This window comes from Proteus genomosp. 6, from assembly GCF_040139785.1.
Classification (GTDB): domain Bacteria; phylum Pseudomonadota; class Gammaproteobacteria; order Enterobacterales; family Enterobacteriaceae; genus Proteus.
The window spans coordinates 12,113-31,539 of the sequence record NZ_JBEEVJ010000005.1; the positions used below are offsets into that span (position 1 = coordinate 12,113).

Here is a 19,427-nt window from a genome sequence, read left to right on the forward strand (position 1 = left end):
GCGTTATCATCTTAAAATAAGCTAATTTTTAGATTTTAATAAAGTTCCAATTTTCTTTTCCTACACCTTAAAATCCCTTCAATTTAAAATAATTTACTAATCAATATTTTTATAATTTACAGTAAAAATAATATATCATTGATTTTACTGGTTAATTAAATGTTTTTTTTTGAAAATCATCTGTCGAATAACAATCAAATGTGACTTAACTCTAAAATCTATCTTTTTATTGGCTTAGATGATTATTCTATATTGGCTTTTTGTGTATGGAATATTATTCTTATGTTATATCAATGTAAATTATTGGAGTCTTGCCATGAAAGTGATCATCTTAGGTGGCGGCGTTATTGGTGTAACGAGTGCGTGGTATCTTGTGCAACAAGGCCATGAAGTCATTGTTGTTGATAGACAAAATAGTGCAGCTGAAGAGACGAGTGCAGGTAATGCAGGCCAAATATCTCCAGGGTATGCAACGCCTTGGGGCGCGCCAGGTATTCCATTAAAAGCAGTTAAATGGATGTTTCAAAAGCACGCACCATTAGCGATTAAACCCGATGGCTCACTTTTCCAATTACGTTGGATGTGGCAAATGTTACGTAATTGTGATGCGTCACATTACACTATGAATAAAAGCCGCATGGTGCGTATTGCCGAATATAGCCGTGATTGCATTCGTCAGTTACGCCAAGACACTGGCATTGAATATGAAGGTCGCCAAGGCGGCACTCTGCAACTTTTCCGTGATCAAAAGCAATTTGATAATGTAGCCAATGATATTGCTGTATTAAAGCAAGAGGGCGTTGCTTATGAATTGTTAACTGCGGATCAACTAAAATTAGCCGAACCTGCACTTGAGCATGTTAGTCACAAATTGACAGGTGGTTTACGTTTACCAAATGATGAAACGGGTGATTGCCAAACTTTCACGAAAAGACTCGCTAAAATGGCAGAAGATGCAGGTGTTACTTTCTTGTTTAACAAAGAAATCAAACATTTGTTATTTGATGGTGATAAAGTAGCGGGTGTTCAATGTCATGATGGATTATTAACAGCCGATCACTATGTTGTTGCCATGGGCTCTTATTCAACAGAGTTTTTGAAAAATAAAGTCGCCATTCCAGTTTACCCTCTTAAAGGTTATTCACTTACGATGCCGATTATTGATGCTTCAAGAGCACCAACATCCACTATTTTAGATGAAACTTATAAAATCGCAGTAACTCGTTTTGATGAGCGAATTCGTGTTGGCGGAATGGCAGAAGTCGTTGGTTTTAATCTGGATATTTTAAAATCGCGCTGTGAAACATTAAAAATGGTTGTACAAGATCTCTATCAAGGTGGTGGTGATATTGAGAAAGCCACTTTTTGGACAGGTTTAAGACCTATGACACCTGATGGTACACCAATTGTAGGACCTACGGCTTATCGCAATTTATCATTAAATACAGGGCACGGCACATTAGGTTGGACAATGGCATGTGGCTCTGGACAATTATTGGCTGATTTAATTTCAGGGAATAAACCTGCTATTGCCGCTGATGATTTATCTGTGTTTCGGTATATCGATGGCTTTAATACTAAATTGCTCTTACCGGGGCAAAAACTTGATGCAGCTTATTAATTGAGGAAAAAACATGTCCAGACCCACAAAAGTAACCATTAACCTCGATGCATTAAGCCATAATCTATCTGTTATTAAAGAGAGAGTCAGAGGCAGCAAAGTGTGGTCTGTTGTAAAAGCAGATGCTTATGGACATGGATTATCCTGTGTTTGGCCGGCATTAAGTCATACTGATGGTTTTGCATTAATTGAGTTAGACAAAGCTATCATGTTAAGAGAGCAAGGATGGGTTGGTCCCATCCTTTTACTCGAAGGTTTTTTTAAACCAGAAGATGTCTATTTACTCGAGCGCTATTCACTTACCACCGCAGTGCATTCAGATTGGCAATTTGATGCCATAGAAAAAGCACAATTAGAAAGACCTATCAATATTTATCTTAAGCTTAATAGTGGAATGAACCGTTTAGGTTATCGTCCTGATGCTTATCAACAAGCGATTGATCGTGCGAAAAGTATCAAAAATATTGGTTCAATTATCCAAATGTCGCATTTTGCTAATGCAGATACTGGATTGAACATGAATGCACAAAAGGCCGCCATTAATCAGGCAATGGTAAATGAATTACCTCGGTGTTTGGCAAATTCAGCTGCAACGTTATTTGATCCTGAAACTTATCAAGATTGGGTACGCCCAGGTATTATTTTATATGGTGTTTCGCCTTCGGGTGTTTGGCAAGATATTGCTAATTTCGATTTACAACCCGTAATGACATTTAATAGTGAAATATTAGCCATTCAACAAGTCAAAAAAGGTGAGCAGATAGGTTATGGTAGCCGATATACCGCTGAGCGTGATATGCGGATCGGTGTTGTTGCCTGTGGTTATGCTGATGGTTATCCAAGACACGCACCAGACGGTACACCTGTTATTGTTAATGGACATAAAACACAATTGGTAGGGCGCATCTCTATGGATATGCTAACCATTGATGTTACGGATTTTCCTGATGTCAATTACGGTAGTCCAGTTGAATTATGGGGGAAAGAACTTCCTGTTGATGATGTTGCAATGGCATGTGGCACTATTGGTTACGAATTACTGTGTGCAATAGCACCAAGAGTTATTGTTGAAGTGATGATAAATTTACCTAATTCCACTTTTTCTGATCTAAATGAAAGTTGTTGATAATCACTAAACTAGAATAAGATTAAATTTATTTTGATTTGGTGATCCTATGAGTAACGGCATTGCATTGCGTGTGAAAGGAAAGGTTCAAGGCGTTGGATTTCGCCCATTTGTTTGGCAATTAGCTCATCGTTTTGGTTTATTAGGGCAAGTGAGCAATGATAGTTTGGGGGTATTGATACATTTAACGCCTTCACCTAAAAATGCACTCTTTATAGAGGCATTAAAAGCAGAATGCCCACCATTAGCACGTATTGAACGTATAGAAGAATCACCTTATCAATGGGAACAGCTACCTACTGATTTTATTATTGTAAAAAGTGGTGGTGGCGAAATGGATACACAAGTTGTTCCTGATGCAACAACTTGCCAAGCTTGCATTGATGAATTGTTTGACCCACAAAATCGTCGTTATCATTATCCTTTTATTAACTGCACACATTGTGGCCCTCGTTTTACTATTATAAAAAAAATGCCTTATGACAGGCCTTTTACTTCTATGTCTGAATTTCCATTCTGCCCTGAATGTAAACATGAATATGAAGATCCCGCAGATAGACGGTTTCATGCTCAGCCTAATGCATGCCCTGTATGTGGGCCTCATATCTGGCTTGCAGATAATCAGGGTAAAGAGTTAGCAACGAAAGAGCTTGCATTAACCCAAGCTTGTGAAGCATTACTTGCTGGAAAAATTGTTGCAGTTAAAGGTATTGGTGGTTTTCATTTAGTGTGTGATGCACGTAATAATGAGAGCGTTGCATTATTACGCGAACGCAAGTACCGACCCGCAAAGCCATTAGCTGTGATGATCACAGGAATTGATCAAATTAAAGCAGATAAGCAAGATCTCGATTTTCTTCCTACAGCTATCCAAACATTGCAAAGCACCGCAGCCCCAATTGTATTAGTCCCTAAAACTGTTACACCTAAACTTGCGGAGCTTATTGCGCCGGGATTAACTGAAATTGGTGTTATGTTGCCAGCCAATCCACTGCAACATCTATTAGCGCGTGGTACGAACATTCCTCTTGTTATGACATCAGGAAATGCATCAGGCCATACACCAGCATTAAGTAATGAAGATGCCTTAATGCAATTGAAAGATATTGCAGATTTATTCTTAATGCATAATAGAGAAATTATACAAAGGGCGGATGATTCATTAGTTCGTATTGAGGGTAAACAGAGCGTCATGATCCGACGTTCTCGCGGATATGTACCTGATGCGATTTCATTACCTGAAGATTTTGAGGCGCAACCGTCAGTGCTTGCAATGGGGGGCGATCTCAAAAATGTATTTTGCTTATTACGTCAGCATCAAGCCATTATGGGGCCTCATTTAGGGGATCTTGATGATTTAAGCGTGCGACAACAGTTGGTAAAATCGTTGGCTCTTTTCCAACAAATTTATCGCTTCACCCCTAAAGCAATTGCAATAGATGCGCATCCTAACTACATCAGTCATCGGTTGGGTAAGCAGTTTGCTCAAGAGCAAAATATTCCTGTTATTGAAGTCTCTCATCATCATGCACATATTGTTTCTTGTCTTGCTGAACATGGTCATACACATCAACAAGGTGCTGTTATTGGTATTGCTCTTGATGGATTAGGTTTTGGACAAGACGGGACTTTATGGGGCGGAGAATGTTTGCTGGTGGATTATCAAAAATCAGAACGGATTGGTGGGCTTCCTGCGGTTGCTATGCCAGGAGGCAATCTTGCCTCCGTTCAACCTTGGCGAAACTGGTTCGCACATTTAGCTACTTTTTCTAAAGATTGGCAAGGTAGTGTTATCGCCAAAATGATACCTAGTAATGATTTGCAAATATTAAGTAAGGCAGTAGAACGTGGTTTAAATTCGCCTATAGCCTCTTCTTGTGGTCGGTTTTTTGATGCAGTTTCAGCATCATTAGGATTAGCGCCTAAAGAAATAAGTTGGGAAGGTGAAGCTGCATGTTACTTACAAACGGCGGCATCACAGTGTCATCAAGACAAACAAACAGAAATTATTAAGCAATATGGGCATTTGATGCCTGTAAAAAACAACTTGCTTGATCTATCTGTTTTTTGGACACAATGGGAAGATGTTGATCTTAATGTCAGTGAAAAAGCGTGGTTATTTCATTATTTATTAGCTGAAAGTTTAAGCGAAATTGCATTGCAATGTGCGGATGAACATCAGATTGATACCATTGTACTTACGGGGGGTGTGTTAAATAACATGCTACTCAAACACCTGTTTAAGAAAAAATTAAACAATAAAAAAGTATTAACACCTATGATGTTACCTGCTGGTGATGGCGGTATTGCATTAGGGCAAGCATTGATTGCTACACATTTAATGCAAAAATAAAATAATTATAGGTAAAATAATGCCAGTTTTAGTTAGTTGTGACTGAAATAGGTTTTTGGTTGCTACTTTATTAATGATTAATGACAATATGGAAAATCATCGTGAGTAATAAGAAGATTATCGTTTCTTTGGCCGTTATTGCAGGATTAAGCACGCCAGCAGCATTTGCTGGAGAATGGTCAATTGGTGGTTCAGTTTTAGCACAAGTCACTCCTTATAAAGGGGCTAAATCAAAAGATTATTTATTACCAGTACCGCAAGTTAATTACCAATCAGAGAATTTCTATTTCGCAACGTTAGCGGCGGGATATTACCTATGGAATACACCGAAAGATCAACTTTCTGTTGATTTACACTACTATCCTCAAGCCTTTAAACCAAGCGATAGTGACGATGAGCAAATGAAAAAACTGAATCGTCGCCGTGACACTATGATGGGTGGCTTTACTTATAAACACCACGAATCATGGGGTAGCTTAAGAGCGATCGTTTCTGGTGATATGCTAGGCAAAAGTAACGGTATTATCGCTGACGCCGCTTATTTATATCCTTTCGAATTTGGTAACTGGTCTTTACAACCAGGTGCAGGTGTTGTTTGGGAAAACAAAAAGCAAAACCGTTACGCTTATGGTATTACTCACGCAGAATCTCAACGTAGTGGTTTAGCAGAATATACGCCAAATGATAGCTGGAGACCGTATGTAGAGCTATCGGCGAACTATAAGTTTGCTGAAAACTGGAATTTCTTTGCGATGGGACGTGTTGACCATTTGCCAAGTGAAGTGAAAGACAGCCCAATGGTAAATAAATCTGTTACAGCGATTGTGTGGACAGGTGTGACTTACGCATTCTAATTAGCGAAAATCTAACTAGAATTTAGTAAGATTAGCTATAATAAAAAAAGCTTCGATTCAAACTCGAAGCTTTTTTATGGTGGCAAGATATCAGTAATACTTTATTTTTCGGCAATATTTTTACGAACACGAACTACCAGAGATAAGCGACCAGGATGAACGTTATCTGGTTTTAATGGTTGGTGGATACGAGCGGTTTCTACGCAAGCCATTTTACGATAGCCACCTGTGCTCATATCTTTCATTGAACTTGCGAGTTCTGCACCGGGGTTCCAACATACCACATCACTATGATGGTAATGATGAACCTCAATTGTGCGATCCCAGCCATCATCATGAATAAGATTAAAATCGTCAGGCTCTGTATAAAGCCTGTCAGTGCGTCCATTGAAGTGTAATGAGGTTTCATCAGTGTAAACCTCTTTATCTGCCACGGTGTCAATGTAGTGGCCTCCTAAGCCAGTTACAGAGACATTATCAATGTCACTCACATTAAAATAAGAGTGAAGGGCGGCTGTCGCTTCATAATCACCGTAAGATTCTAATTCAACCTCACAGGTTGCGCCTAATTTAAAGCGAGCAATAACCGTAAACTCATGAGGCCAATATTTCTGCGTCTGCTGGCTCTCTTTTAGTGTCATGGTAATGAGTACGCCATCCTCTTGCTCTGTGTGAGCACTAAATTCCCAAGGAAGAATTCGTGCAAATCCATGGCTTGGTGTACCTGCTGAAGCAAACCAAGGCCAGCAAATAGGAATACCACCACGAATGGCAACACCGGGAGTGAAGAGAGAGGCTTCGCTTACCCAAAATACAGGATGCTCTTGTGCGGGTTGCCAAGCAATTAAATGTGCGCCTTGAAGACTGATAGCTGCGCGTACTTTAGGATGTGAAATAACAAGGATAGGAAGTTCGCCTAATTGCCGACGACTTAAGTAAGGTGATATTTGTTCAATAATCGGCAAAGAAAAAATTTTCTCATTCATTATTTTATGACCTTATGTCACTGACTATTTCAATACAATAAACTGACTGGCTAGAAAATAAAAGAGCCACCGAAAAGGTGGCTCTAAAAGAAATCGTGACTTTCTAAACTCTAATTATTTAGAGATATGAGAAATCAGATCCAGAACTTTGTTTGAATAACCAACTTCGTTATCGTACCAAGCAACTAATTTAACAAAGTTGTCGTTCAGTGCGATACCTGCTTTAGCATCAAATACTGAAGTCAGAACTTCACCGTTGAAGTCAGTTGAAACAACTGCATCTTCAGTGTAGCCCAGAACGCCTTTCAGTTCGCCTTCAGCTGCTGCTTTGATAGCGTCACAGATTTGAGCGTAAGTTGCTGGTTTTTCCAGACGTGCAGTCAGGTCAACAACAGAAACGTTAGGAGTAGGAACACGGAAAGACATACCAGTCAGTTTGCCGTTCAGTTCAGGGATAACTTTACCTACCGCTTTAGCAGCACCAGTTGATGATGGGATGATGTTTTGAGAAGCACCACGACCACCACGCCAGTCTTTTGCAGATGGACCATCAACAGTACGTTGAGTTGCAGTTGTTGCGTGAACAGTAGTCATCAGACCTTCAACGATACCGAAGTTATCGTTGATAACTTTAGCTAAAGGCGCTAAGCAGTTAGTAGTACAAGATGCGTTAGAAACGATATCTTGGCCTGCGTATGATTTATGGTTTACGCCCATTACGAACATTGGTGTGTTGTCTTTTGAAGGACCAGTCAGAACAACTTTTTTCGCACCAGCTTGGATGTGTTTACGAGCGGTTTCATCAGTTAAGAACAGACCAGTTGCTTCTGCAACAACGTCAGCACCGACTTCGTTCCATTTCAGATTTGCTGGATCTCTTTCTGAAGTTACGCGGATGGTTTTACCATTAACAACGAGGTGGCCATCTTTTACTTCAACAGTACCGTTGAAACGGCCATGAGTTGAATCGTATTTCAGCATGTATGCCATGTAGTCTGCGTCTAACAGATCGTTAATACCTACGATTTCGATATCTGAACGTTCTTGAGCAGCACGGAAAACGATGCGGCCGATACGACCAAAACCATTAATACCTACTTTGATAGTCATATGTATTCCACCAGCTTTAATTTAGTGAATTAAAAAGTTGCTTCTAAAGTTACCAAAACCGCGCCAATCGTCAAGCGGAATCGTGTCAATAATTGCAAAAAATCAATTAAAAAAACACTTTTCGCTTAAAGATTGGTCGTTTTAGCCAAATGTTACGCTGTGTATTATCGGGATCAACGCCGATAAATGAAGTTACCTTTGCTCCGTTATGTGAAATTCATCACATTTCAAAAACTAAAGATTACTCTTGATGATTTTAGACCATATTTTCCAGATTTGTTGTTAAATCTTTGTTATTATTCACTGTTGTTTTAAAAAGCATTTTTCTGGGCAAGAGGTCGATATGGCAGATAATGAAAAGAAAGTGAATATTTCAAGTAATAACAATCACCTTGATTTATCAACACTCAACGAAATGCAACGTTATGTAACGCAACAGCAAGGCACAGAACCGCCATTTAGTGGTAAATTATTACACAACCGTCAAACAGGAATTTATCACTGTTTATGTTGTTCTGCTCCTCTGTTTTATTCAGATACAAAATTTGATGCGGGATGTGGTTGGCCAAGCTTTTATCAACCTGTTAGTGATAATGCAATTCGCTATATTGATGATTTTTCTCATAATATGAAAAGAACTGAAATCCGTTGTCAGCAATGTGATGCACATTTAGGTCATGTTTTTAATGATGGCCCAGCCCCAACAGGGGAGCGTTATTGTGTTAATTCAGCATCTCTTTCATTTACGAATAGTGAAACAGGCGAAAAACAAGTCGGTTAACTCAATTAAGTTAACAAAATAATAACAATTGAAAAAACGATTCAGCCATTTCAAATGATTATTTAGCTTATGGAGCAATCAATGGAAGTTAATGAACTTATTTCGATGGTAACCCCTGAAATTTATCAGCGTATTTCAACCGCAGTTGAACTAGGTAAATGGCCTGATGGTGTTGCATTGACCGATGAGCAAAAAGAACATTGCATGCAGATTGTTTTATTATGGCAGGCGAAAAATAACCACACACCTGAGCATATGACGGTAGGCACTAATGGACAAATTACCATGAAGAGCAAACAAGAATTAAAAGCTCAGTTTCAATCTGAACGCTTAGCGACGTTAACGCCAATGGATGATGAATAAAACCTGTGTTGAATGGATAGAATAAATATAAAAAGAGGCTATTTATTAACCGAACTGGTTAAAATTAGCCCCTTTTTCATTTTATGAAGATAAAGAAAATAACGAACTTATTGATTGTTACGATTAAGCCAATGTGCTGAATCAATTAATGCTGCGCCTTTTGCTCTCATCTCTTCTAGTGCTTTTTCGCTATCGTCATCTTGAATATTGACACCGCGACAACCGTCTGTAACAACTGAAACCTGATATCCTAATAACAACGCATCTAGCACTGTAAATTTGACACAGTAATCCGTAGCAATTCCTAAAATATAAAGATGTTTTATATTTAATGTCTGCAAAAGTGTATGCAAACCTGTTTGGTATTCATGGTCGTTATCAAAAAAAGCACTATAACTATCAATAAGGTGATTTTGCCCTTTGTAAATAATATGATTAATCAGTGCTTGGTTTAATTCAGGATGAAATGCAGCGCCATAAGAATTTTGTACGCAATGTATTGGCCACCAAACTTGTGGTAATCCATTAAGAGTACCTACCTCTCCCACAACTGTGCCTGAATTTTCAGCAAAGCTAAGATGATCGGCTGGATGCCAGTCTAAACTGGCGATAATAGGATTTTTAGATTGCTTGAAACTATGAATAAGTTGATTGGCTGTTTGTATAACTATGTCGCTTTCATTAACAGCTAATGCACCACCTGTACAAAAATCATTTTGTATATCAACCAATAACAGTGCAGAATTTTTCACCACTTTTACCTTTAGATTAAACTTAGTCGTTATCGTCTAATGTCATTTCACCGCGTAGGTTTTGTTGCATTAGTCGGCAGATTTCAGTGTAATTATATTGTTGGCTAAGAAGATAATGCAGTTTAGTTAATGTTGCTTCAAATGTCATATCAAAGCCACTGATCACCCCAACTTCCGCTAATGCTTGACCTGTTGCATAACCTTCCATATTCACTCGGCCAGAAATACATTGTGTAAGGTTGATAACAACAATACCACGCTCTGTTGCTTCACGTAGGGTAGAAAGTAAAGCTGGGTGTGATGGTGCATTACCGACACCATAAGAGCGCAATATTAAGGCTTTCACAGGTTGCATCAGGATGTTTTTAACGACTTCATCGGAAAGACCCGGATAAATTGTGACAACACCGATAGGTTGAGGCGTAATATTATGTGCAGTAAATTCACCATTTCCTTTAGGAAAGGAATTAATTTTAAATTGTTTAATATTAATGCCCGCTTCTAACAGTGGTGCGCTATTTGGCGATGCAAAGGCATTAAAGCCGTCGGCATGTGCTTTTACGGTGCGGTTTCCGCGATACAGCGTGTTATTGAAAAATAGAGCCACTTCATTAATTGGATGATGAGCAGCGAGATAAAGCGCATTTAATAGGTTTGTTTGCCCATCAGACCGTAAGGCTTCTAAAGGAATTTGAGAGCCAGTAACAATAATAGGCTTGCTAAGATTCTCAAACATAAAAGAGAGTGCAGAAGCAGTAAATGCCATTGTATCAGTACCATGAAGAATAACGAATCCATCATAGTTGTGATAATTTTCACTAATATCATCAGCAATAGATTGCCAATCTTCAGGGGTAATATTTGAAGAGTCGATCAGCGGAAGATGCTCTTTGATTGTGAAATCAGGCATTTCTTCGCGATGGAACTCTGGCATTTTGGCTAATTGGCGTTGTAAATGTCCTGATACAGGAATATAGCCGTGTTCAGAATGTTGCATACCAATAGTACCACCCGTGTATACAACGTAGATTGATTTCTTTTGCATCAGACAAAACACTCTTATTAGGCTGTGAGAAATACCTGATTATAGGGAGTTTACAGAATAAAAAAAGAAAGGATGCTAAAAAAAGAAAATAGAGATTAATGAATATCTACTTTAAATCATTGTGTTAAAAATACTATTGATAAAAACGGGCAAAAAATAATCGTCAGTATATTATGCTAAACAAAGTCAGGAAAAAAAGAGAAAAACACCTGCTCTGAAAGAGCAGGTGTTGAGACAAAAACGGCTATTGAATATCACCACAAGATAAGCAATACGCATAGCGGTTAAGCGGATCATTCATATTGCGATAAAACTCCGTTTGTGATTTTACTTCTCTTAAAACAGGGGCTGGTAAATAAGCTTGTAATGGATCAGGGATAATAGCTTTTGCATTATTTGATAAGCTCATGATTATCTGTTCAGAGAGACTTAATTCTGGCTTCATCCAATCAATAACAGGCTCTTTAATTTTTGCCATTTTAGCAACGGCATCAATGGCATCATCAAAATCACCAAACTCATCGACTAAGCCCACATTTTTTGCATCTATTCCTACCCACACTCGACCTTGAGCAATACGATCAATTTGAGCTGGCGTTTTTTTACGAGATTCAGCCACTAAATTAAGAAATGTTTTATAACCACTTTCGATATTCAGTTGTAACAACTCGGCAAATTCTTCAGGCAACTTATTGGTGACAGATAATCCTGCTAAAGGTGATGTTGTGACACCATCGGTATAAACACCAATAGACTCTAGGCTGTTTTCAAAGGTATTAATAACACCGAAAATACCAATAGAACCCGTTAATGTTGAAGGACTAGCAATAATCTTATTTGCAGGTGTGGAGATCCAATATCCTCCTGATGCTGCTAATCCTCCCATTGAAACAACCACATGTTTTTTCTGTTGTTTAAAGGCTTCAACTTCACTGCGAATTTGTTCTGATGCTGAAACACTACCACCTGGGCTATTTACACGTAATACAAGTGCTCGAATATTAGGATCTAAACGGGCTTGGCGAATTTGATTTGCAATGGTGGAACCGCCTGCGGAGCCCGGAATGCTTTCGCCGTCAATAATGGCGCCTTGAACAACGACTACGGCAATATTACCTTCATCATTTGCAGGTAATGATGAAGTTAACGTATCGGCATAATCATAAATACTGATATTGTTAAATTGCTTGTTCTCTTTATCCCACTGAAAGGTTTCTGTCATATCAGCTTCAAATTGAGCGTATGAGCTGACAGAATCCACTAATTTACGATTTAGCGCATAAGTTGCGTTATCCCCATCTGCATTGCGTAGCTGTGCAATCATCTCTTTTGCACCTGGGAAAACATCTTCTGTGGTAATGCTACGGTTTTCTGCCACTTGGGTTAAATAAGTAGACCACAGCGCATTAACTAAACGTAATGAAGCTTCTCGAGATTCCGCAGACATATCATTGCGCATTAACGGTTCAACCGCAGATTTATACGTTCCTACGCGGAAAATATGAGTACTTACTTTTAAATTTTCTAACAGTGTTTTGTAATAGAGATTTTGAAAGCCAAAACCATAAACACCCACTGCACCTTGAGGTGTGAGATAAATTTTATCTGCATAAGAAGCGAGATAATATTGCGGCTGATTGTAATAGCCACTCACTGCAAAAATCGGTTTGCCTGTTTTTTTAAATTCAGTAAGTGCCTTACCAATATAATTTAGCGAAGGCTGATCTGCGCCGACAAATTCATCAAGTTTAAGCACCATACCTTTAATTTTCGGATCTTGAGAGGCTAGGCGTAGTGTATCGACGACTTCAAATAATGAATTTTCTTGGAGCTGGCTACCCGAAACGCCTAAAAGCTCACGCCCAACTTCCCCTAAAGGATTTTGGGTTGCAGTTTGGTCAACAATCACACCTTTAAGATCAACAAGAAGGGCGCCTTCATAATCCATTGGTTTTTGTGCTTCTTTGCTAATTAAGAAAATACCAATGACCACAAAGAGAAGGAAAAAGAAAATAACGTTTAAGATTAATTTTCTGATAAAGTTAATGGCTTGCCAACTGAATTTTAATATTGCGCCGATTAACTCCATAATTTTATTCATATTATCTCCACATCATGTAAAGCTAAAATTTAATCCTAAACAGTCATGCTAGAATTATTGGTAAGCAGGCTACATCTACATAATCTCATACTATTAAAACAAAAAATGTTGTTATCAATAGAGAGAATAGTAATAACAATAAAGGAATATTCTAATATAGCTCTTATTGAATGTCTGTCATTGATTTTTAGGAAAACACTAATGATAACTTTTTACTTAAGATGTTATTAAGCAAACATTTATCTTACGTAAAAATAGTTAAATAAATTCACACAAAAAGGCATCAAAGTAATATAGAAAATCGTCAAATTAAAAAGAAAAATAGGATCAAAATCAGCTTAAATTAACTTAGTAAGCTAAGATTAATCATTTTATGAACAATAAATTACGATTAAATGACCACATACCTGATTTTTAGAAAAATTCCCGCCTAAATCTGCGGATGGTGGTAATATAACAGTTTGTTATACTGCGAATTGATAAGAACTGTCCATCCCCATAAGAATGGGATCTTGCTAAAATAAAATGCTGACAGGAGAATAAAAATGGATGCATTAACACTGCTTTTGAACCGCCGTTCAGCTTCCCGACTGACTACTCCAGCCCCCGATAGTGAAGCCCTCAATACTATTTTACAAGCCGGTATGCGCGCGCCTGATCATGGTGCACTTAAGCCGTGGCATTTCGTTGTGATGCAAAATGAAGGCATTGAACGTTTTAGCCAATTACTACATAAAGCCGCGGTTGTGGGTAATTTAGGGCCAGAAGTTGAAGAAAAAGCAAAAAATGCACCTTTTCGTGCCCCATTGATCATCACGGTCATTGCGAAAGTGAAAGATCATCCTAAAGTTCCTGAATGGGAGCAAGTTGTTGCAGCCGGTTGTAGTGTACAAGCAATGCAAATGGCCGCTGTTGCTCAAGGATTTGGGGGGATTTGGCGTTCAGGCTCTTGGACTCATGATGCAGTTGTAAGAGAAGGACTTGGCTGTGGTGAACATGACCAGATTATTGGTTTCCTTTATTTAGGCACGCCAGCCCTGAAAGCGCCAATGACGGTTTCTCCTGCTGACTTAACTGATTTTGTGACTTATTTTTAAAAAGGATGGCATGTTATGTCTGAAGCAATTCGTTTAACACAATACAGTCATGGTGCAGGTTGTGGTTGTAAGATCTCGCCAAAAGTTTTAGAAACCATTTTACATAGCGAACAAGCTAAGTTTCATGATCCTCACTTACTTGTAGGTAATGAAACCAAAGATGATGCTGCTGTTTATGATTTAGGAAATGGCACAGGTATTATCAGTACTACTGATTTCTTTATGCCAATCGTTGATAATCCTTATGATTTTGGGCGTATCGCTGCAACGAATGCAATCAGTGATATTTTTGCAATGGGCGGAAAACCTATTATGGCAATCGCAATTCTAGGCTGGCCTATTAGTAAACTGGCACCTGAAATTGCGCGTGAAGTGATTGAGGGGGGGCGAGCTGCTTGCCAAGAAGCAGGCATTTCACTGGCTGGTGGTCACTCAATTGATGCGCCAGAACCTATTTTTGGCCTTGCCGTTACAGGTGTCGTGCCTGTGAGCAAAGTGAAGAAAAACAGTGAAGCTAAAGCAGGATGTCAGCTCTTTTTAACTAAACCTTTGGGTATTGGTGTATTAACAACGGCTGAGAAAAAAGGTTTGTTAAAACCAGAGCACCAAGGTTTAGCAACAGAAATTATGTGCCGTATGAATAAAGCCGGTTCTGATTTTTCTGATATCGAAGGCGTCACTGCAATGACAGACGTTACAGGATTCGGTTTATTAGGGCATTTAAGCGAAATCTGTGATGGCTCTGGTGTACAAGCCACCATTCATTTCTCACGAGTCCCAAGATTGCCAGAAGTAGAGTCTTATATTGAACAAGGCTGTGTTCCTGGTGGTACAGGTCGTAACTTTGAAAGTTATGGTCATTTAATTGGTGAGATCACTGAAATGCAACGTAAATTACTCTGTGATCCGCAAACATCAGGTGGCTTATTATTAGCTGTATTACCTGAAGCCGTGGAACAGGTTAAAGAGGTCGCTGCTCGTTTTGATATTGAACTAACCTCTATCGGTGAGTTAACTGAGCCAGTGGCAGGAAAAGCGTTGATTGAAGTGACTAACTAACGTAATGAGATTATTTATTGCAGAAAAACCCAGCCTTGCTCGCGCTATTGCTGATGTATTGCCAAAGCCCCATAAACGGGGCGATGGCTTTATTCTTTGTGGTGATAACCAGTATGTGACGTGGTGTGTTGGTCACTTACTTGAACAAGCTGAGCCGGATGCATACGACCCGCGGTACGCCCGCTGGTCGTTAGATGATTTGCCCATTATTCCTGAAAAATGGCAACTCAAGCCCCGAGCTGATGTTAAAAAGCAGCTAGAAACCATCAAAACACTACTTAAGCAGGCAAAAGAAGTGATCCACGCGGGGGACCCCGATCGTGAAGGTCAGCTCTTAGTCGATGAAGTACTTAACTATTTAAATATCAGTGAAGAGCAAAGAAAACAGGCGCGTCGTTGCTTAATTAATGACTTAAACCCAGCGGCAGTGACGCGAGCTATTGATAAGCTACGTTATAACCATGAGTTTGTACCATTGTGCGTATCTGCTTTAGCGCGAGCAAGAGCAGATTGGCTTTATGGTATTAACATGACTCGAGCGTATACGCTATTAGGTCAGCGTAATGGTTATCAAGGTGTATTGTCAGTAGGGCGAGTACAAACGCCAGTATTAGGCTTAGTGGTTCGGCGTGATGAAGAAATTGAAAACTTCGTTCCTAAAGATTTTTTTGAAGTTAAAGCACATGTTGTAACACCTGCCGATGAACGCTTTACCGCGATTTGGCAACCAAGTGAACATTGTGAACCTTGGCAAGATGAAGAAGGGCGATTATTAAATCGTAAGCTTGCAGAGCATGTTGTTGAGAGAATTCAAGGCAAGCCAGCGAATGTTACAGATTACCAAGATAAACAAGAGTCTGAAATTGCCCCATTACCCTTTTCGCTTTCAGCGTTACAAATTGAAGCGGCAAAACGTTTTGGTTTAAGCGCACAACAAGTCTTAGATACCTGCCAGCGATTATATGAAACGCATAAATTAATTACTTATCCGCGTTCTGATAGCCGTTATCTTCCTGATGAACATTTTGCTGGCCGCCATGCCGTTATTAATGCGATCAGCACACATGACGCAAGCTTATTACCGCAAGATACTCTAGATATTGATAAAAAGAATCGTTGCTGGGATGATAAAAAAGTTGATGCTCACCATGCAATTATTCCAACGGCAAAAACGGGCAATATCTCATTAAGTGAAAATGAGAAAAATATTTATTATCTCGTGGCTCGCCAATATCTAATGCAATTTATGCCTGATGCTGTCTATCGTAAATGCGTTATTGAACTTGATATTGAGAATGGCAAATTTATCGCTAAAGCGCGTTTTTTAGCGCAAGCAGGATGGCGAGTTTTATTAGGTGCGAAAGAGCAAGATGCTGAAAATGACGGCTCTGCATTGCCAATAGTGGCTAAGGGTGATGAACTGCTGTGTGAAAAGGGAGAGATTGTTGAAAAGCAAACGCAGCCTCCAAGACCTTTTACTGATGCAACATTGCTTTCTGCTATGACTGGAATTGCGCGCTTTGTTCAAGATAAAGAACTTAAGAAAATCCTAAGAGCAACGGATGGATTAGGCACTGAGGCGACAAGAGCGGGAATTATTGAGCTGTTATTTAAGCGTGGTTTTTTGCAAAAGAAAGGGCGAGCCATTAATTCAACCCCAGCGGGTAGAGCATTAATTCATGTATTGCCAGATATGGCAACTTTACCGGATATGACTGCACATTGGGAATCGATACTCACGCAAATTAGTGAGAAACAATTTAAATATCAAGATTTTATGATGCCATTAAATAACACCTTGATAGAGTTGATTACTCAAGCGAAGCGTCGTCCAAATATTCAAGCTTTCAGAAATCTTCCCGCACCCGCGCATAATAAAAAGCGCAAGACAGCAACTAAAGGAAGTAACAAAGCAAGCCCCGCGAAAAATAAAGCGCAGAGTAAAGAAACAACTACTGATAATTAAGCACAAATAAAAAAGCACTTCCTTTATTATTTAGGGAAGTGCTTTTACTGAATCAAGATTTTATCTGATTAGATTTTAAATTCAGCCCAAACTGGTGCGTGATCAGATGGTTTTTCCATTCCACGGATCTCGTAATCAATTCCTGTTGAAATACAATTATCCGCTAAGCAGCGACTTGCTAGAAGTAAGTCAATGCGTAAGCCTCGGTTATCATCAAACCCTTTAGAACGATAGTCAAACCACGAGAATTTATCATCAGCTTCAGGATGTTGTTGGCGGAATGTATCTGTTAACCCCCAACCCATTAAGGTTGCCAGCCATTCCCGCTCTTCTGGTAGGAAAGAACATTTACCTGTTTTTAACCAACGTTTCATATTATTTTCGCCAATACCAATATCTTTATCTGTTGGGCTAATATTTAAATCACCCATAATAAGTACTGGAGAGGTTGGTTTTAAGCTGGTGGTTAGGTAATTTTGCAGGTCAGCATAGAATTTTTCTTTTGCTGGAAATTTAGTTTCATGATCACGGCTTTCGCCTTGAGGAAAATAGCCGTTCATAACTGTTAATAAACCCGCTGGTGTTTCGATATCTGCCATGATCATTCGACGTTGAGCTTCATCCTCATCGCCAGGAAAGCCTTTACGTACTGCGACAGGTTTTTCTTTTGTGAGTAAGGCAACTCCATAATGCCCTTTTTGACCATGATAGAAAACATGATAACCCAAGGCACCCACCGTATCTAATGGAAACATATCATCATGAACTTTCGTTTCTTGAAGCCCAATAACATCTGGCTGATGTTTTTCTATGATAGCTTCAAGTTGGTGAGGACGAGCGCGTAAACCATTAATATTGAAAGAGACAAATTTCATGTGACTGTAACCATTTATATATTGAATAATAGGATGTCTTATACTAGCAGGATCATAAAATGAATGTAAGCAAATCACTGAAATGATGGCACAGCTTATCAAGAGAAAGATAAAATGAGATAAAAAATAAAGGCCATTAAATAAAGCGCGCTAATTTAATAAAAATAATTAATTGTATAACAAAAAATATTAATTAAACAAACTAGAAACATAAACTAATCTTTGATAGAAGAATATAAGTATTATTATTCTTTATATGTGAAGAATGATGACATAATAAAAATAATATTGTAGTTATAAATTGTATTCATTAAAAGGAGGTAAAAGAATATTTATATAAGACTGCTTTTATATAAAATTAATTTTTAAATTAATTAATCACTATTTTATTTACATTAAATGAATCAATGAAATTATTTTATTCTACACAGCAAAGGAATGGTGAATTATGTTTTTTTCTCGTAAGTTAGAAGCCTTTATGGCTGTAGTCGAAAACGGCTCGTTAAGTAAAGCGGCGCGGGTGATGAATCGCACGACGCCTCCCGTCGCTAAATCTATCAAAGACTTTGAAGCCGTGTTAGGAAAGCGTTTATTTAAGCGAGAGAAGTTTGGTATGAGTTTAACCCAAGAGGGTCTTGAGCTTTATAATGATTTGAAATCGCTCTATCTTCAGGAAAAAGAGATAACTAAAAAACATATCTCGGGGATTATAAATAATAGCATTCATGTTTATTATGATTGGGGAAAAAGTCAGTATTTAACTCAGTTTTATCAAGCAGCAAATAAAAATTATTCCCATATAAATATAATGCGATTTTCAAGAGAAAACTTTGAAGAAATACCCGACTATGATGGTAATACATTAATATTAAGTTCTGAGAAAATTATTAGTGAAAAATTTAGTCTTCTTCATAAAATAGAAAATAAACACTTGGGTATTTGTTGTCAAAAAACACTCGTGAATAGTGTGAATAATAATATTGATAGGCTTTTAAGTGAAAATATTTGGTTATGTGATCCGGCATTATACAAAACAGCTAAGATAAAAAAATTAGAGAGTGAAATTGGGGATAGAGGAAAGACAGTGTGTGTCAGAATAATGGATGATCTTAATTGCTGTTTACGTTTTATTCAAACGCATCATTCTCTTTTATTAACAGATGAAAACCCATTGAAAAGTGAGTATGAAGCAGATTTATGCTTTATACCATTAATTCAGCCTGAAATTCAGTATAGCTGTTATATCTATAAATCTAAGTATCATTCAAGTGTATTGAATCGATTTTTGGATTTAATTAATAAAATGAAATAAAAAGAATTTTTTGGGGTAAAGCTAAG

The 19,427-nt window shown here is 38.3% G+C and carries 16 protein-coding genes; 10 read left to right on the top strand and 6 right to left on the bottom strand.

Annotated elements, in window-relative coordinates; genetic code table 11:
• Positions 1-316: 316 nt before the first annotated feature.
• From ABN212_RS07695 to ABN212_RS07710, 4 genes are all read left to right on the top strand, one after another.
• Complete coding sequence (locus ABN212_RS07695) at positions 317-1,621, top strand: D-amino acid dehydrogenase (RefSeq protein ID WP_198632188.1); 1,305 nt, start codon at positions 317-319, stop codon at positions 1,619-1,621.
• A gap of 13 nt (positions 1,622-1,634) precedes the next feature.
• Positions 1,635-2,747, top strand: coding sequence for an alanine racemase (gene alr, locus ABN212_RS07700; RefSeq protein ID WP_198619916.1), 1,113 nt, complete (start codon positions 1,635-1,637; stop codon positions 2,745-2,747).
• A gap of 49 nt (positions 2,748-2,796) precedes the next feature.
• Positions 2,797-5,100 (top strand): carbamoyltransferase HypF, encoded by a 2,304-nt coding sequence (hypF, locus tag ABN212_RS07705; protein ID WP_349443082.1) that lies wholly within the window; start codon positions 2,797-2,799, stop codon positions 5,098-5,100.
• 101 nt (positions 5,101-5,201) lie between these two features.
• Complete coding sequence (locus ABN212_RS07710) at positions 5,202-5,954, top strand: MipA/OmpV family protein (RefSeq protein WP_198619918.1); 753 nt, start codon at positions 5,202-5,204, stop codon at positions 5,952-5,954.
• Between the two features lie 101 nt (positions 5,955-6,055).
• Here the strand turns inward: ABN212_RS07710 and ABN212_RS07715 are convergent, their stop codons facing one another.
• Both ABN212_RS07715 and gapA read right to left on the bottom strand, forming a co-directional pair.
• Entirely contained in the window at positions 6,056-6,940 is an 885-nt protein-coding gene (locus tag ABN212_RS07715; protein WP_198632187.1) for a D-hexose-6-phosphate mutarotase, read from the bottom strand.
• A 114-nt stretch (positions 6,941-7,054) separates the two neighbouring features.
• Positions 7,055-8,050, bottom strand: a complete 996-nt coding sequence (gapA, locus tag ABN212_RS07720; protein WP_109372088.1) for a glyceraldehyde-3-phosphate dehydrogenase — start codon at positions 8,048-8,050, stop codon at positions 7,055-7,057.
• Positions 8,051-8,393: 343 nt separating this feature from the next.
• On the opposite strand from gapA, the gene msrB reads away from it, so the two are divergent.
• Both msrB and ABN212_RS07730 read left to right on the top strand, forming a co-directional pair.
• The gene (gene msrB / locus ABN212_RS07725) at positions 8,394-8,831 is read left to right on the top strand and encodes a peptide-methionine (R)-S-oxide reductase MsrB (RefSeq protein ID WP_196532548.1); all 438 of its coding nucleotides are present in this window, start codon (positions 8,394-8,396) and stop codon (positions 8,829-8,831) included.
• Positions 8,832-8,912: 81 nt separating this feature from the next.
• A complete protein-coding gene (locus tag ABN212_RS07730) occupies positions 8,913-9,194 on the top strand; it encodes a YeaC family protein (protein WP_100160296.1) in 282 nt (93 codons plus the stop codon).
• Positions 9,195-9,301: 107 nt separating this feature from the next.
• Here the strand turns inward: ABN212_RS07730 and pncA are convergent, their stop codons facing one another.
• The 3 genes from pncA to sppA form a co-directional block, all read right to left on the bottom strand.
• The gene (gene pncA / locus ABN212_RS07735; RefSeq protein ID WP_198630157.1) at positions 9,302-9,946 is read right to left on the bottom strand and encodes a bifunctional nicotinamidase/pyrazinamidase; all 645 of its coding nucleotides are present in this window, start codon (positions 9,944-9,946) and stop codon (positions 9,302-9,304) included.
• Between the two features lie 22 nt (positions 9,947-9,968).
• Positions 9,969-10,991 carry an asparaginase gene (gene ansA, locus ABN212_RS07740; protein ID WP_109372094.1) on the bottom strand — a complete coding sequence of 341 codons (1,023 nt, stop codon included), beginning with the start codon at positions 10,989-10,991 and terminating at the stop codon, positions 9,969-9,971.
• 244 nt (positions 10,992-11,235) lie between these two features.
• The gene (sppA, locus tag ABN212_RS07745; RefSeq protein WP_349443083.1) at positions 11,236-13,092 is read right to left on the bottom strand and encodes a signal peptide peptidase SppA; all 1,857 of its coding nucleotides are present in this window, start codon (positions 13,090-13,092) and stop codon (positions 11,236-11,238) included.
• A gap of 545 nt (positions 13,093-13,637) precedes the next feature.
• Here sppA and ABN212_RS07750 point away from each other — a divergent pair.
• Genes ABN212_RS07750 through ABN212_RS07760 form a run of 3 tightly spaced genes read left to right on the top strand, consistent with a single transcriptional unit; the run spans position 13,638 to position 17,214 of the window.
• Positions 13,638-14,189 (top strand): NAD(P)H nitroreductase, encoded by a 552-nt coding sequence (locus tag ABN212_RS07750; protein ID WP_023581966.1) that lies wholly within the window; start codon positions 13,638-13,640, stop codon positions 14,187-14,189.
• Positions 14,190-14,204: 15 nt separating this feature from the next.
• Positions 14,205-15,248 (top strand): selenide, water dikinase SelD, encoded by a 1,044-nt coding sequence (gene selD / locus ABN212_RS07755; protein WP_198619923.1) that lies wholly within the window; start codon positions 14,205-14,207, stop codon positions 15,246-15,248.
• Positions 15,249-15,252: 4 nt separating this feature from the next.
• Entirely contained in the window at positions 15,253-17,214 is a 1,962-nt protein-coding gene (locus ABN212_RS07760; protein WP_198619924.1) for a DNA topoisomerase III, read from the top strand.
• Positions 17,215-17,282: 68 nt separating this feature from the next.
• Here the strand turns inward: ABN212_RS07760 and xthA are convergent, their stop codons facing one another.
• The gene (xthA, locus tag ABN212_RS07765; RefSeq protein WP_198632186.1) at positions 17,283-18,089 is read right to left on the bottom strand and encodes an exodeoxyribonuclease III; all 807 of its coding nucleotides are present in this window, start codon (positions 18,087-18,089) and stop codon (positions 17,283-17,285) included.
• Positions 18,090-18,537: 448 nt separating this feature from the next.
• Here xthA and ABN212_RS07770 point away from each other — a divergent pair, with 448 nt between their 5' ends.
• Positions 18,538-19,401 (top strand): LysR family transcriptional regulator, encoded by an 864-nt coding sequence (locus ABN212_RS07770; RefSeq protein WP_198619926.1) that lies wholly within the window; start codon positions 18,538-18,540, stop codon positions 19,399-19,401.
• Positions 19,402-19,427 lie beyond the last annotated feature (26 nt).